General features: G+C 66.8%; 9 protein-coding genes and 1 pseudogene. 4 read left to right on the forward strand and 6 right to left on the reverse strand.

Annotated elements, in window-relative coordinates:
• Positions 1 to 19: 19 nt before the first annotated feature.
• The 4 genes and pseudogenes from ACYVF3_RS13350 to ACYVF3_RS13365 all read right to left on the reverse strand — a co-directional run bounded on the left by ACYVF3_RS13350 (position 20) and on the right by ACYVF3_RS13365 (position 4,361).
• Positions 20 to 892, reverse strand: coding sequence for an MBL fold metallo-hydrolase (locus tag ACYVF3_RS13350; protein ID WP_461154553.1), 873 nt, complete (start codon positions 890 to 892; stop codon positions 20 to 22).
• Positions 893 to 915: 23 nt separating this feature from the next.
• Positions 916 to 2,042: pseudogene (locus ACYVF3_RS13355) on the reverse strand (NDMA-dependent alcohol dehydrogenase).
• Between the two features lie 422 nt (positions 2,043 to 2,464).
• Complete coding sequence (locus ACYVF3_RS13360; protein ID WP_461154554.1) at positions 2,465 to 3,349, reverse strand: helix-turn-helix domain-containing protein; 885 nt, start codon at positions 3,347 to 3,349, stop codon at positions 2,465 to 2,467.
• A 76-nt stretch (positions 3,350 to 3,425) separates the two neighbouring features.
• A complete protein-coding gene (locus tag ACYVF3_RS13365; protein WP_461154555.1) occupies positions 3,426 to 4,361 on the reverse strand; it encodes an alpha/beta hydrolase in 936 nt (311 codons plus the stop codon).
• 399 nt (positions 4,362 to 4,760) lie between these two features.
• Here ACYVF3_RS13365 and ACYVF3_RS13370 point away from each other — a divergent pair, with 399 nt between their 5' ends.
• Positions 4,761 to 6,161, forward strand: a complete 1,401-nt coding sequence (locus ACYVF3_RS13370; RefSeq protein ID WP_461154556.1) for a beta-propeller fold lactonase family protein — start codon at positions 4,761 to 4,763, stop codon at positions 6,159 to 6,161.
• Between the two features lie 330 nt (positions 6,162 to 6,491).
• Here ACYVF3_RS13370 and ACYVF3_RS13375 read toward each other — a convergent pair whose 3' ends face one another.
• The gene (locus ACYVF3_RS13375) at positions 6,492 to 7,610 is read right to left on the reverse strand and encodes an NDMA-dependent alcohol dehydrogenase (RefSeq protein WP_461154644.1); all 1,119 of its coding nucleotides are present in this window, start codon (positions 7,608 to 7,610) and stop codon (positions 6,492 to 6,494) included.
• A 344-nt stretch (positions 7,611 to 7,954) separates the two neighbouring features.
• On the opposite strand from ACYVF3_RS13375, the gene ACYVF3_RS13380 reads away from it, so the two are divergent.
• Entirely contained in the window at positions 7,955 to 8,746 is a 792-nt protein-coding gene (locus tag ACYVF3_RS13380) for an alpha/beta fold hydrolase (RefSeq protein WP_461154557.1), read from the forward strand.
• Between the two features lie 103 nt (positions 8,747 to 8,849).
• On the opposite strand, the gene ACYVF3_RS13385 is transcribed toward ACYVF3_RS13380, so the two are convergent.
• Entirely contained in the window at positions 8,850 to 10,316 is a 1,467-nt protein-coding gene (locus ACYVF3_RS13385; protein WP_461154558.1) for an aldehyde dehydrogenase family protein, read from the reverse strand.
• Positions 10,317 to 10,767: 451 nt separating this feature from the next.
• Between ACYVF3_RS13385 and ACYVF3_RS13390 the strand changes: the two genes are divergently transcribed.
• Positions 10,768 to 11,916 carry a LuxR C-terminal-related transcriptional regulator gene (locus ACYVF3_RS13390; protein WP_461154559.1) on the forward strand — a complete coding sequence of 383 codons (1,149 nt, stop codon included), beginning with the start codon at positions 10,768 to 10,770 and terminating at the stop codon, positions 11,914 to 11,916.
• A 456-nt stretch (positions 11,917 to 12,372) separates the two neighbouring features.
• Positions 12,373 to 14,439 carry a hydantoinase/oxoprolinase family protein gene (locus ACYVF3_RS13395; RefSeq protein ID WP_461154560.1) on the forward strand — a complete coding sequence of 689 codons (2,067 nt, stop codon included), beginning with the start codon at positions 12,373 to 12,375 and terminating at the stop codon, positions 14,437 to 14,439.
• The last annotated feature ends 4 nt before the right edge of the window (positions 14,440 to 14,443 follow it).

Here is a 14,443-nt window from a genome sequence, read left to right on the forward strand (position 1 = left end):
CGGGGCTCCTGCGGTGTCGTCACGACGCCGCGCCTGGGCTGAAGGTGGTCCAGGTCCGTCGTGATTGGCCTCTGAGAATCCAGCCGAAAACGGATCCGGTGAAGTGACCCTGCGCGGCGATCGCCCGCGGGTCACCCTCGATCTCGGCGAAGATGCGGTCGCGGGTGCGGGCCGCCAGCACGGGATCGGTGTCGAAGGCGAGCGAGACCTCGTTCTCCGTGAGCTGCGCGGGACAGTGAATGGCGTCGCCCAGCAGGAGAGCCCGTTCTTGTCCCGAGGACAACACCAGCGAGCAGTGCCCGGGGGTGTGGCCAGGAGTAGCGACGACGGTGACGCCCGGGGCGATGGTCGTGCCGTCGGCCACCGAATCCACGCGCTCGGTCAGCGGCGCGAGCACATTCTCGGGATCGGGACCGACCGCGTCCAGCGGGTTGTCCGGCGACCGCCAGTACTCCAGCTCGCCCTCCCCGACCAGGTGCCGGGCCCGGTTGAACGTGAGCGCGCCGTCCTGCGCCGTCCAGCCGACGTGGTCGATGTGCATGTGGGTGTAGAAGACGGTGTCCACGTCCTGCGGGGTCAGCCCTTCTTCCCGCAGGCTCGTCAGTAGCCGTCCGGAGCGGAATTCACCGTCAGCGGCTGGAAAAGCCACGGTGTGGTCACCGAAGCCGAGGTCGACCAGGATCGTCCGGCCGCCGGTGCGGATCAGGAAACTGCCCAGTGTCATCAGCAGTCTGTCGTCGGCGTCGAAGAGATCCCGGTGCGCGTCCCAGAGTTCCTGGGTGCTCGCGGGGAAGAGCGCGCTCGCGGACACCGAGGCCTCCCCGTCCGGGAGGTAGGTAACCTGGATCTCGCCGAGATTGAGCGTTTCGCGAGGTGCGGCGTGTGCGGACATCGTTGTCCTCTCGCAGGTAGGGGTCAGGTGTCGTGGAGTACGACGCCTCGGAGATTGCGACCGGCCTTCATATCGTCGTAACCGGCGGCGACGTCGTCGAGGGCGTATCGAGTCGTCACGAGTTCGTCGAGCTTGAGTGCGCCCTGCTTGTACATCTCGAGCTGCGCGGGGATGTCCGCCGTCGGTGCGCTGGCTCCGAACAACGATCCCTGCAACCGCTTCTGGTACAGCGTCAGCTCGTGCAGGTTGATGTCGCCGTCCCTCACGAACACCTCGCCGAGCCCGACCGCGACGCACGTGCCGGCCTTGCGGACGGCCTGCAGCGCCTGGCCCACGTGCCGACCGGTCACCACGCCGACGGTGACGATCGCCGAGTCAGCGCCCTGGCCGTTGGTCATCGACCGCGCCAGCTCCGTCGCCGCCTCGATGCTCGCAACGGCGTGGGTGGCTCCCAGCTTCAACGCGGAAGCCCGCTTGAACGCCACGGGGTCGACCGCGATCACGGCGGCGGCCCCGGCGTGGACGGCGCCTTGCACGGAGTTGATCCCGATTCCACCGATCCCATCACGATGACGACCTGACCGGGCCTGACCTCCGCCGAGTTCACCGCGGCACCCCAACCGGTTCCAACCCCACACCCGGTCAGGCAAGCGATCTCGAGCGGAATGGCCGGGTCGATCTTGATCGCGGAAGCGGTGGACACGGTCGTGTACGCGCACAAAGTGGACAGGCCCGCCATCTGCCCGACCGGCCGACCGTCGAGAGACAGCCGGAACGACGTCGGATCTTCCGGGCGCGCTGCAGTGCCGATCGAGGCGCCGAGGTCGCAGAGGTTCTGCAGCCCCTTGGCGCACCACCGACACCGGCCGCAGACCGGGAGGAAGGAGAACACGACGTGGTCGCCCTCGGCGAACCCCGTGGTCGCCGGACCGACTGCCTCGACAATCCCCGCTCCCTCGTGCCCGCCGGCCAGCGGCAAGATCGGAGCGGTCTGGTCACCGGTGGCGAAGTGATCGTCGGAGTGGCACAGGCCGCTGGCGACCATCTTCACCCGGATCTCCCCTTGCCGCGGGTCCTCCACCTCCAACTCGACCACCTCGTAGCGCCCTGGGACCTCGCGAAGGACCGCTCCCCGCGTCAGCACTCGAATACCTCCGTTGTGGATGCACTCATCTTTGAGTCACCTTCCAGAGAATGCGCCGGAAATTCCGCAGCCGGGTGCGGGTCAGCTTCGGATCACGCTCTCTCCCGCGACCCGCAAGAATCAGATTTCGGACTGCGCGAAATATGTTAGGCGCGTCACTCAATCCCAATCAATTCTGAATCCCCGAATCAGCGATTCGGGAACGCGAAACCGTCCACCGCACGTGCTGCGCTGCGCGTAAAGGGGCGGGGACCTGCTCTTTCACATCCAGCAGCCGACACGATGGCCGCAGCCCGGGAGCGTTGACCCGAAGTCCGGTTTGTAGTGCTTCTCGCGGGAACGGAGCTTCGGTGACCGCTAAAATCCGCTAACCAACCGCACTTGAAAACCATCCTCGCCGCAGAACCGAGCGCACACATCCACTACTGCTAGTGGGCGCGGGGGTCACTGGTGGGTTCGGTGGTGTCGGTGTGGTGTTGGGTGGCCCAGGAGGCGAGGATGCGCAGGCGGTCGTGGGTGGGGGTGTCCGGCTCGGCGGTCCAGGTGACCAGGTGCTGGTCGGGGTCGTTGGTGCAGGTCAGCGTGTCCCAGTCGAGGGTGAGTTCGCCGACGACGGGGTGGTGCAGGGTTTTGGTGCCGATGCGCTGGTTGGCCACGTGGTGCTCGGCCCACCACTGGCGGAAATCGGCATCGCGCACCGAGAGCTCGCCGACCAGTTCGGTCAGAGACTGGTCGTCGGGCCAGCGGGCGGCTTCGTGGCGCAGCAGGGCCACGCTGGTGCGGGCCACTGACTCCCAGTCGGCGTAGAGCGTGCGCATGTGCGCCTCGGTGAACAGCAGCCGCACGTAGTTGCGGTGCTTGGCCGGCAGCTGGGCGAAGTCGGTGACCAGGGCCGCGGCCAGGGGGTTCCAGGCCAGCACGTCCATGCGCCGTCCCAGGACGAACGCCGGGGTGAACCGCAGGTCGTCGAGCACCCGCTGCAGGGAGGACCGCACCGTCTGGCGCGTTCGGCGACGCGGCCGTGTGGCGTCCTTGCCGGCCAGTTCGGACAGGTACTCGCGCTGCCCGTCATCCAGCTGCAGCACCCGGGCCAGAGCGCTGAGCACCGGCGCCGAGGCGGCGATGCGGCCTTGTTCCAGCCGCGTGTAGTAATCGGTGCTGATCGCCGCCAGCTGGGCGACCTCCTCGCGACGCAACCCCGGCACGCGCCGCTGGCTGCCGGTCTCCGGTAGCCCCACCTGCTGCGGGCTCAGCTCAGCACGTCGTGCCTTGAGGAAATCCCCCAGCTCAGTGCGGTGCGCCCTATTGGTCATGACACTCATCCTCGTCTTGTGCGGCCTCCGCCGCACCCCGCCCAGGCACTTCGGGGCGGGGTGCGGCGGATCGGTTTCAGAGGTGCTTGCGGAAGAACGGGACCAGGTGCTCCAGCGCCTCGCCCGTAGCCTCGGGCTGGTCGTAGAGCTCGTAGTGCGAGGCACCCTCGACGACCACCAGCTCCTTGTCCTTCGAGGCCGCACGCCCGTAGATCTCAAACCCCGCCCGGTAAGCACCGAAACCGCCCGGCCGGTCGCCGACCACCACGCACATCGGCTGGGTCAGCAGCACCTCGGCCCGATCGAAGGCATCCCAGCCCGCCAGCGCCGCCTGACGGGAGAACAGGAAGCTCGTCGCACCGTTGTCCGCGCGGCCCCGATCGGTCTTGTAGTACTCGGTGGCCTCGCACACGTCGATGTCGGTCACACCCGCCTCCTCGGCGGCCTGCGGCGACGGCGGCAGCAGGTCGTTGACCACCGCGTCCTGACCACGAGCCTCGGCAGTGCGCTGCGCGGCGATCGCCTCCAGCGCACTGATCGGGTCGTAGTTGACGAAACCCTCGCGCATCATCCGCCCGACGTTGGCCGCAGTCACCGTGCCCAGCGCCTTGATCCGCCGCTCGGTCATCGTCGCGTTGATCGCATACCCGCCACCACCGCAGATGCCCAGCACACCGATCCGGTTCTCATCGACGTACGGCTGGGTCACCAGGTAGTCGATCACGTAGCTGAAGTCCTGCACCCGAAACGCCGGGTCCTCGGTGAATCGAGGCTGACCGCCGCTGTCCCCCTGAAAACTCGCGTCGAAGGCGACCGCGACGAAACCCTGCTCGGCCAACGCGGTGGCGTAGACGTTGCCGGAAGTCTGCTCCTTGCAGCTGCCGGTCGGGTGCGCGCTGATCACCGTCGCGTAGGTCTGACTGCGGTCGAACTCCGGCGGGAAATAGATGTCCGCCGCCAGATCCCACGCCAACGCCTTGATGTTCACACGCTCGACATTGCCGGAAGGCATGCTCTTCACTCCTCACAACAGTCGCCGCGACCCCATTTGCCAGGCCTATCACCAGCGACTTCGTTCCCGATGGCTCCCAGTATTGGCAGGTACGCGCCGGCGTGGCAGGGACAATTTCTTCCCAGGAAGCACCCGTCCCAGGACAGTCACCGCCTCGTGACCGACAAGTCTGCGTCCCTAGATCGGTGGAAGGCAGCACACCCGACGGCTTGAACCTGCGGCAGCGCGACGAGATCGCGGTTGTCCAGATTCTTGGACACTCCAGCTCCCATGCGCTCCCTACCGTTTTCAACGCGCAAGAAACCGACTTCAGCGTTGAGCCGCGTGGCTCAGGAGATCGAAAGGGTTCGGCGTATGGATGGAAATGTGCTCCACCGCTCGCGACGTACGGCGATATGCGTGTCGACAGCACTCGCGTTGATGACAACCGGAGGACTGGCCCCCGCAACGGAAAGCCTGGCCTCCTCACCCCGGGAACACGTCCCGCCGACGCGGTACCTCCTCGTCGGCGGCATGGGTTCGGCGAACGTCGGCGTGCTCGCCGTCGATCGTGAGGGCACGACGTCGAACGTGCCCGGATCGCCGTTCCTCACCGGTACCGGGCTGTCGTTGGTGATCACACCCGATGCGCGGGCGGTGTACGTCGCCAGCATGGCCGGGGCGATCACCGGTTACCACATCGGCAGCGACGGCGCCCTCACCCCGATCGACGGTGCCCAGATCGTCGTCGGCTCACCTGTGGCTGGACTGGCGATGGCTCCGGACGGGGCACACATGTTCGCCACGATCGGCGGTGAAGTCCGCTCGTTCTCGATCGCGTCATCGGGTGCTCTGACGCCCGCCGGTGCCACGCAGGCCCCCGGGCAGAGCACGCTGAGCCTCCCCGCGATCACACCGGACGGAAGACATCTGTTCGTATCCGACTTCCTGAACGACGTCGTGACGTCTTTCGCGATCGCGTCCGATGCCGGCCTCGTCCAGGTCGGCCAGCCTGTTCCCACGGGCTCCCGACCGGCACTGCCCGGCATCACACCCGACGGCCGCTTCCTGTACGTGAGCAACGAAGGCACCGGCGATCTGTCGGGGTACGCAATCGCTCGGGACGGCACGCTGACTCCGACGCCGGGCGGCCGCTACCCAACCGGTGGGACACCGCACGGCACCGCCATCACCCCCGACGGACGCCGCCTCTACGTACCCGACGCGTCTCCGGACGGCAACATCCACGGATTCCAGATCGGCGACGACGGCGCACTGACTCCCCTCGCCGGCTCGCCTCACCCAGGCCCCGGCGGAGGCGCCATTCCCGGGCGAATCGTGCTCAGCCCTGACGCCCGTCGAGCGTTCGTCATCGAAGCCCTCACACCCAACGTGACCTCGAAGGTGCACAGCTACGCGATCGCACCCGACGGAACTCCTACCCCCACCGGGCAACCTCCCGTAAACTCGGGCGTGCTGTTCTCCGACGGACCATCCAGCGAGATCACTCCCAACCAGGGGCCGGCGGCGGCACTGCGCATCGTCGGTGCGGAGGGCCCGACGCACGCCTTCTCCGCCGCGGGCGCAACCGACTCCGACGGCACGATTACCCGTTACGACTGGGACTTCGGCGACGGAACCTCTGCCACCACGACGACACCCGACATCACGCACACCTTCGACCAGCCCGGGATGCGGACCGTCACCGTGACGGTCACCGATGACGAAGGCTGCTCGCTCAAGCTGATCCACACCGGCCAGGTCACCACCTGCAACGGCGGACCGCTCGCTCGCGCAACGCAGGAGATCAGCGTTCCGTGACGCGTTGCCGTTCCAGGATGACGCGGTTGGCCGCCACACCCGTGGCGGCCAACCGGCCTGCTCGACCGGCTCACGCTCCCTCGACTGAACCTGCAACCATCCGGCCAGCGATGACGGGCACAAGCTCATCACGCAAACCGAGGCAAGATGAACGGCGCCGCAATTACCACCGCGAATGGTTGCGAGCAGTCAAGATCGACGTAGTGGTGACCAGGCAGACCTGTTCGCTGTCGAGGAAGTAGGCGACACCGCCTCCAGCGGAAACCGGACACGAACAGCGGGCCCGCACGCCAGCTTCGACGCACCGGGCCCGCTGTTCGGCGGTTCGTCTCACTCGTACCGGATGATGCCGCGGATGTTCTTCCCGTCGTGCATGTCCTGATAACCCTGGTTCACCTCGTCAAGGGTGTAGCTGCGAGTGACCAGCTCATCCAGTTTCAGCAGACCGTCGCGGTAGAGATTCAGCAACCGCTTGATGTCCCAGTTGCCATTCGTGGCGCCGAAGAGCGAGCCCTGCAAGCGCTTCTGGTGCAGAGTCAGTTCGAACATCGAGATCGGCGCACCGATTTCTGCCTGGTTGCCCACCGAGGTCACCACGCAGGTACCGGCCTTGCGAATCGAGGCGAGCCCCTGGGCCACGTACGCGGGCTGGGCGACCCCGACGGTGATGATCGTCGAGTCAGCGCCCTGACCGTTGGTGAACTGCTTGGCTAGCTCCGTTGCTTCTTCCATCGACGCGACTGCGTGCGTCGCACCGAACACGCCGGCACTCTGCCGCTTGAACTCCACCGGGTCCACAGCAATGATGTTCTCCGCACCGGCGTGCTTGGCGCCCTGGATGGCGTTCACACCGATGCCGCCGATGCCCATCACGATAATCGTGTCGCCCGGCTGGACCTGCGCGGAGTTGACCGCCGAACCCCAGCCCGTGCTCACCCCGCAGCCGACCAGGCAGGCCTTGTCCAACGGGATGTCGTCGTCGATCTTCACCACAGACCCCAAGGACACCGTCGTCGTCTCCACGAAGGTGGAGAGGCCGCACATCTGCCCGACCTGAGTTCCGTCCTCGGTGCGCAGGCGGAACGTGCCGTCGGTGAAGCGAGGCCCAGCCAGGATGCCTGCGGCCAGATCGCACAGGCTCTGCATTCCTGTGGCACACCAGCGGCAATGCCCGCACGCCGGAATCGCAGTCAGGACGACGTGGTCGCCCTCCTCGATTCCCTTGCTGTTCGGGAAGGCCTTCGTGACGACGCCAGCGCCCTCGTGGCCGAGGGCGAAGGGGAACATGCCGACCGGGATGTCTCCCTTGACGTGGTGGTCGTCGGAGTGGCAGAGACCGGAGGCGACGAGCTTGACCTGGACCTCGTCCGGACGGGGATCCTCAACTTCCAGGTCCACGACCTCCAGCTTGCCCGGCGCCTGCCGGATGATGGCTCCACGGGTGCGCATCGGAAGATCTCCTTTGATCAGCGAACGTGCAACCCCGTGAAGATAATATATTATACTACCGCGTGCTAGGGGATGCTCAAAGCGTGCCACCTCGCCTAGCCGAGACGCTGCGCATCGATCTCTCACCGCCAGGCCTACGAAAAAGGTCGCTCCATATCGGACAAATTCAAGGTGCGCCAGGTCGGCAGGTGTCGCCCGCAAAAAACGCGCATGAAGAAATAGCAGGAGGAGACGCTGTGGTTGAAGCAGACGGCGGCCGTACCCGCGTGGAGTTCCGCGGGCTGGACGGCATCGAGCTCGCAGCCGACCGGTGGGATCCGGACCCGGGAAGCGCACTCGGAACGGTGCTGCTGCTCCACGGCGGCGGCCAGACGCGACACTCCTGGGCGCGCACGGCACAGGTCCTCGCCGATAGGGGATGGACCGCGATCGCGGTGGACGCCCGAGGGCACGGTGACAGCGACCGTTCCCCGGACGGCGCCTACACGCTCGACCACTTCGTCGGAGACATCCACCGCATCGCGCGGGCCTGCGATCAGCCGCCTGTGCTGATCGGCGCATCGCTGGGGGGACGTGCCTCGCTTGCCCTCGCGGGCGATCATCCGGACTCGATTTCGGGTCTCGTGCTGGTCGACATCGCGGCCCGAACCGAAGAATCGGGACGCTCGATGGTCCGGGACTTCATGGCCAGCGCTCCCAACGGGTTCGCCTCTCTGGAAGATGTCGCCGAGGCGGTGAACGCATACAACCCCCGTCGCTCGCGACCGCGCAACCTCGAGGGTCTCAAGAAGAACGTCCGCTTGCACACCGACGGGCGCTGGTACTGGCACTGGGATCCGGAATTCCTGCGATACGCGGAGACCGATCTCGACGACGCCACGGGCAGGCTGAACGCGGCCGCGCGCAACGTCACCGCGCCGACCCTGCTCGTGCGGGGCAACAGGTCCAACATCGTGACACCGGAAGCCGTGGCGGAGTTGCTGGAACTCATCCCAAACGCACGGGCTGTCGAAGTCGCCGCCGGACACATGATCGCCGGCGACGACAACGACATCTTCGCCACGCACCTCTTCGATTTCCTCGCCACCGAGGTCCTCGACGGGCATGCGGCATGCGGCCGCGAGACGAAGCGGTAGCTCTGGGTCCTGACAGCGGAGCCGCGACCAGCGGGGACGAGTGGTGACTCCGCTCGTCCCCGCTCAACGGCTTCAGGTCCGTCGCTCGAGGCTCGGCGCTCGATCAGAGCGGCCACTGCACGTGCTTCACCTCGAAGAACTCGCGGAATCCCTCCTCGCCGCTCTCTCGCCCGATACCGCTGTGGCCGGGCCCGCCCCACGGGGCGTCATCCCGTCTACCGCCGCCACCGTTGATCGTGACGGTGCCGGAACGAATGCGGCGCGCGACGGCGATCGCCTCCGCTGTAGGCCCCCACACATTGGCGTTGAGCCCGTACTTGGAATCGTTGGCGATCCGGATCGCAGCATCGACCTCGCGGTACGGGAGAACCACGCCAACGGGGGCGAACAGCTCCTCCTGGGCGATCTCGTCGGTGTTGTCGACGTCGGTGAGCAAGGTGGGTTCGAGGAAGAAGCCCTCGTCGAGGCCGGCCGGGCGTCCGCCACCGGTCGCCACATTCGCGCCCTGCTCGACGGCGCGCGCCAGATACCCCGAAACGTTGCGGTGATGCTCACCGGTGATCAGCGGCCCCACCATGGTGTGCGGATTGTGCGGATCACCGACGACGAGGCCACTCATGAACGAAGCGGCCTTTTCGACGAACTCGTCGAAATCCGCCTCGGGTACTAGCGTCCGCGTGGTCGCCCCGCAGGCCTGTCCGGCGTTGCGACAGAAGCGCAGCACCGATGGCTTGATGGTGGCCTCCACGTTCGTCCCGGGCAGCAGGATGTTCGGAGACTTGCCGCCGAGCTCGAGGACGACCTTCTTCAGCGACGGCGCGGCAAGCGTCAGGATCTTGCTGCCGACGGTGGCTGAGCCGGTGAAGCTCACCATGTCCACTTCGGCCGCGCCGACCACCTGTTCGGTGACGGCCGGCGGCCCGAACACCAGGTTGACCGCACCCGGCGGGAACCCGGCCTCCTCCACGAGCTTCACGAAGGCGGTCGTGCACAACACGGCCTTCGGTGACGGCACCAGGACTGCCGGGCAGCCGGCAGCGAACGCCGGCCCCAACTTCCACGCGGCCAGCACGAGCGGCACGTTGTAGGCGGTGATCGCCGCGACCACACCAGCTGGCTCGCGCAGCAGCATGCTGCTCGACGTGATGGGGTCGTAGTGCAACGGCAAGTGCTGTTCCCACCCGTCCCTAGGGCCACGCCGCGCCGTTTCCGCGTACCACCGCAGGACCTTGATCGGCCCATCCACGTGGAGCTCCGCACCACTGAGCGGCGAACCCACCTCGATGGCCGTGAGGCGCACGAGTTCTTCCCGATCGCGTTCCATCAGGTCCGCGAGCCGGTGCAACAAGTCGCTGCGCTCGCGCGCGCCGAGCCGGCTCCACTCGCCGCCGTCGAACGCGCGTCGCGCCGCTGCAGTGGCAGCGGCGACCTGTGCCGGGCTGGCAGACGGCGAGACCGCGATCTCCCTCTCGGTCGACGGGTCGACGGAGCGGATCTCCGCACCCTCCCCCGTTTGCCACTTGCCATCGATGTAGCACGCGGCCTCTGTCGCCGCCGCAATCGCAGCCATGTTCGCTCCTTTCAAGCGAAACGGATGGAATCCGAGTCAGATCAGCAAGGGACGAACTCGCGAGGAGCCGCCCTGAACGGAGTGGAGGTGCCGAACATCGGCTACACCATCAATGCGCACGGCCTTCGGGTGCTGCAGCGCCTACCGACGCGGCCGAACGCCGCGATCTCGCGATGAGGGCACCAACGAACGACCCAAAGTAAAATATTTCATGCGTAATCTCCGGTCAATGCCCAGCGACGCCGGACACCGCGCCCAGCAGACGTTGCCCATCCGACCCGTTCGGGCCGGGGGTTGACCGCATCAGTGCAGGCACGAGTGGTTCGTCGACACGGATGAGTGGTTGTCCCCAGTCGCAGGAGCTGCATATTATGGATAATCTCCTGCGGGCTCAGTGCCGTGCCCAGCGCGAGCTCGCCGATTCCGCACGTCGGGGATGTCGAGGTGGATGATGGAGCTCGAACAGACCGTTTCGCTGCCCCGTTGCGGGGCGGCCGACGGCCCGTTGCTCGGTCGCGAGCCTGGCATGGCTGCAGCATCGGCCCGGGCATTCCACGAGCTCTGCTCCGACGTGAAGGCTGCACTAGACATCGACATCCCTCAGCCCGATGCCAGCACGCTGCCGGTGCGTGCGGTGCAGTCAGTACTGGCACGGCTCTGGAGCGCCGTACTCGGCGAGACGCTGCACTGCGCTCAAGAAAGCACGACGTCACCGGCGCGGCAGCTGGAACTGCTCGAACTCCTGGGACGGATCCGGGGCATTGAATCCGAGGTCGCCGAGGCCCGGATCCGCCGGGGACGGACTGACCTGCGTCTAGTCGCGGACGCGTTGGCCTCGGTCCGCGAGGCGCGAACCGTCCATGACTTCCTGAGCCGGGTCCCCGAAGCGGGCTGCCGGCTCGGCTTCGATCGGGTCCTGGTATCCCAGATCGAGAACTCGGTCTGGAAGCTGCACACGATGTGCGTCGTCCGCGAGCCGCGGTGGGCCGACGAGATCGTAGCGGCTGGGAAGGCTAGACCACCACAGCTTGACAGCGGGATCATCGAGGCCGACGTCGCCGACCGCGCCAAGCCGTGCCTGATCTTCGACGCGCAGAACAGCCACCGGGTCGACCGGAATCTGATCCAGGTCACCAGGTCCGCGTCCTACGGCATCGCACCGCTCACCGTGCACGGCAAGGTCGTCGGCCTCCTCCATGGCGACTGCTACCACCAGCGCCGCGACGTCGACGAGACCGACTTGACGCTGCTGTCGCTGATGGCCGAAGGGCTCAGCCACTCGCTTGGGCGACTCAGCATGGTTGAGGGACTGAACGCACTCCGTGAGAACGTCGACCAGCTCGCGACTCGACCACCGATGTTCCCCGCGGAGGCGGCACCGGCTGTGCCGCTCGGAGAAATTCCACCGCTGACAGCCCGCGAGGTCGAAGTCATGGAGCTGCTGGCCGCGGGCCACTCCAACAGGCACATCGCCCGGCGTCTGCTGGTCTCGGAGAGCACCGTGAAATCCCACGTCACCCACCTCCTGCGCAAGCTCGACGCCTCCAGTCGCGCCGAAGCGATCTCGCGCTGGCTACGTCGAGGCGCAGCGGCGCGCTGACCTCGGACGATCAGGATCCCTCAATCTCCCATGCCGCACGTTTCCCCGCGGTGCGCTGCTTCGCACTCACCCGAACCACTCGTGGCGATGCTTCCCGCCAGCTGATCCGCTGGCGTGCAATTCCTCGAGAAGTTCGACAGGCCGGGTGACCAACTGGCGGTGTGATACCTCCTCCTTCAACGAAACGTCCTGTGATGCGCATGGCGACGGCAGAGGTTGACGGCGTAGCGCGAACCTGTCCGAAGGTCGGACGAGATCTCGGACCTTTTGAGGACGCCTCTCCCGGATCGCCCTCGCAGAATGACGTGCAACACACCACCACCGATCGGCGCGTTCGGCCCCGGTGGCGGCATCCACACCGGGCTCGTCGCCCCTGCGGCGACCCCTGCAATCCCAAACCCGCTCCTGACGCAGTCGCGTCAGCAGCGCACAACATGATGACCGCGGAGGCGTGAGGTGACTGAGCAACGAGGCTCCGTCGACTGGATGGTCGGCATCGACGTCGGCGGAACGTTCACCGACATCATCGGGCTCAACCGGGCGACCGGCGAGATCCGCGACGGCAAGGTGCTGTCAACCAAAGAGCAGGAAGTAGGTGTACTGCAGGCACTTTCCGCGATCGACGTGACCGTCCCGGAAGTTGCGGAGATCGTGCACGGACACACCGTCGGCATCAACGCGCTGCTCAGCCGCGCCGGTGCGAAGACCGGGTTGCTCGCCACCCAGGGTCACCGAGACCTGCTCGACGTGGGCCGGATGCACCGCGAGTTCGGCAACCGCTTCTACGACCCCACCTGGCTGCGCCCGCACCAGGAGCGCCCGGTCATTCAGCGGCAGAACCGCATCGGCATCCCGGAACGGGTCCTCTACGACGGCTCGGTGCGACTGGATCTGTCCGAAGACGCGGTTCGGGCGGCTGGCAAGGATCTCGCCAGCCGGGGCGTCGAGTCCGTGGGAGTCTGCTTCATGAACTCCTACCGCAACGCCGACCACGAACGGCGGGCGGTCGAGATTCTCGCCGAGGAGCTCCCCGACGCCTACATCCAGACCTCGCAGCTCTACCCGGTCTCCAAGGAGCACGAGCGGACGACGACGGTCGCACTCGACGCCTACGTGGGACCAGCAGTGGTCGGTTACCTGCAGCGGCTCTCGGCGGCCCTGACCGCGCAGGGCTTCGGCGGCACCCTGTGGATCATGATGATGAACGGCGGTGTAGCGACCTACGAGGCCGCTGGAAAAGCGCCGGTCTTCCAGCTCGTTTCGGGCCCGGTCGGTGGTGTCACCGGCACCATCCAGCTGGCGCGCGAGTCGGGTCGCACCGACCTGCTGACCATGGACGTGGGGGGAACCAGCACGGACGTTGCGGCTATCGTCGGGTCTCAAACCCCGCTGACGGACTTGTGGACCCTCGAAACGGGTCTGACACTCACGCTGCCGCTGGTCGACGTGGAAAGCGTCGGTTCGGGCGCCGGAAGCATCATCGCGCCGAACACCCTGGGCCAGATCTCCGTCGGGCCGCGCTCCGCCGGGTCCAACCCCGGCCCCGTCTGCTACGGACGAGGCGGCACGGAGCCGACCCTGACCGATGCCTGCCTGGTTCTCGGCATCCTGCAGCCCGATCTGTTCGCCAACGGCAAGATCCGCCCCGACGTCGACGCCGCGCGCGCCGCACTCGCTGCAGCGGGCAAGCGGTGGCACATGTCCGCCGACGAACTCGCTGCGGCCGCCTACCAGGTTGCCTGCGAAGACATCGCCGCCAAGATCCGCACGATCTCCGTCTACCGCGGACTCGACGTCCGCGAGTTCGGACTTCTGCCCTTCGGCTCGGCGGGGCCGATGCTGGCGGACCGGGTCGGCCAGATCCTCGGCCTCGACAGCGTCGTGGTACCCGGTACTCCCGGACAGTTCTCGGCACTGGGACTGCTCCAGAGCGACCTGCGCGCGACGAGCGCGCACTCGCTGATGATCCCTCTCCTGCCGGACAACGCCGACGAGATCGAGGCGGGTTTCGCCACCCTGGAGCGCAAGCTCACCGACGACCTGAAGTCGCAGGGCGTCGACATCGAGGGGTTGACGTTCGACCGCGCGGTGTTCGCGATGTACCGGGGGCAAACCTGGGACAACCGCCTACCCATTCCGAGCGGCCGAATCACCGCGGAATCCGTCAGCGAGACCATCTCTGATTTTCACGCCTTCTACCAGGATTCCTACGGGTTCTCCGCGCACGAGATCCCCGTGGTGATCTCCACCGTCGAGGTCACGGCCGTTATTCCGCGCCCCCACAAGGTTGCCGCCGGGGAACCGGAACCAGGTGAGTCTCTGCTCGGCTACCGGCAGGTTCGCGTGCCGGGATCAGGAGAAAGCCTCAGCGTCCCGGTGTACGTCCGCGAACGGCTCAACGACGACGAAACCGTAATCGGTCCAGCCCTGGTCGCGGAGAAGTTCGCCACGACCTTGGTGCTGCCCGGCCGACGCGCCCACGTGGACGAACACGGCCTGTTGATCATCGAGAGCGACCGCTGAGGAG

This window comes from Saccharopolyspora tripterygii (assembly GCF_054778355.1).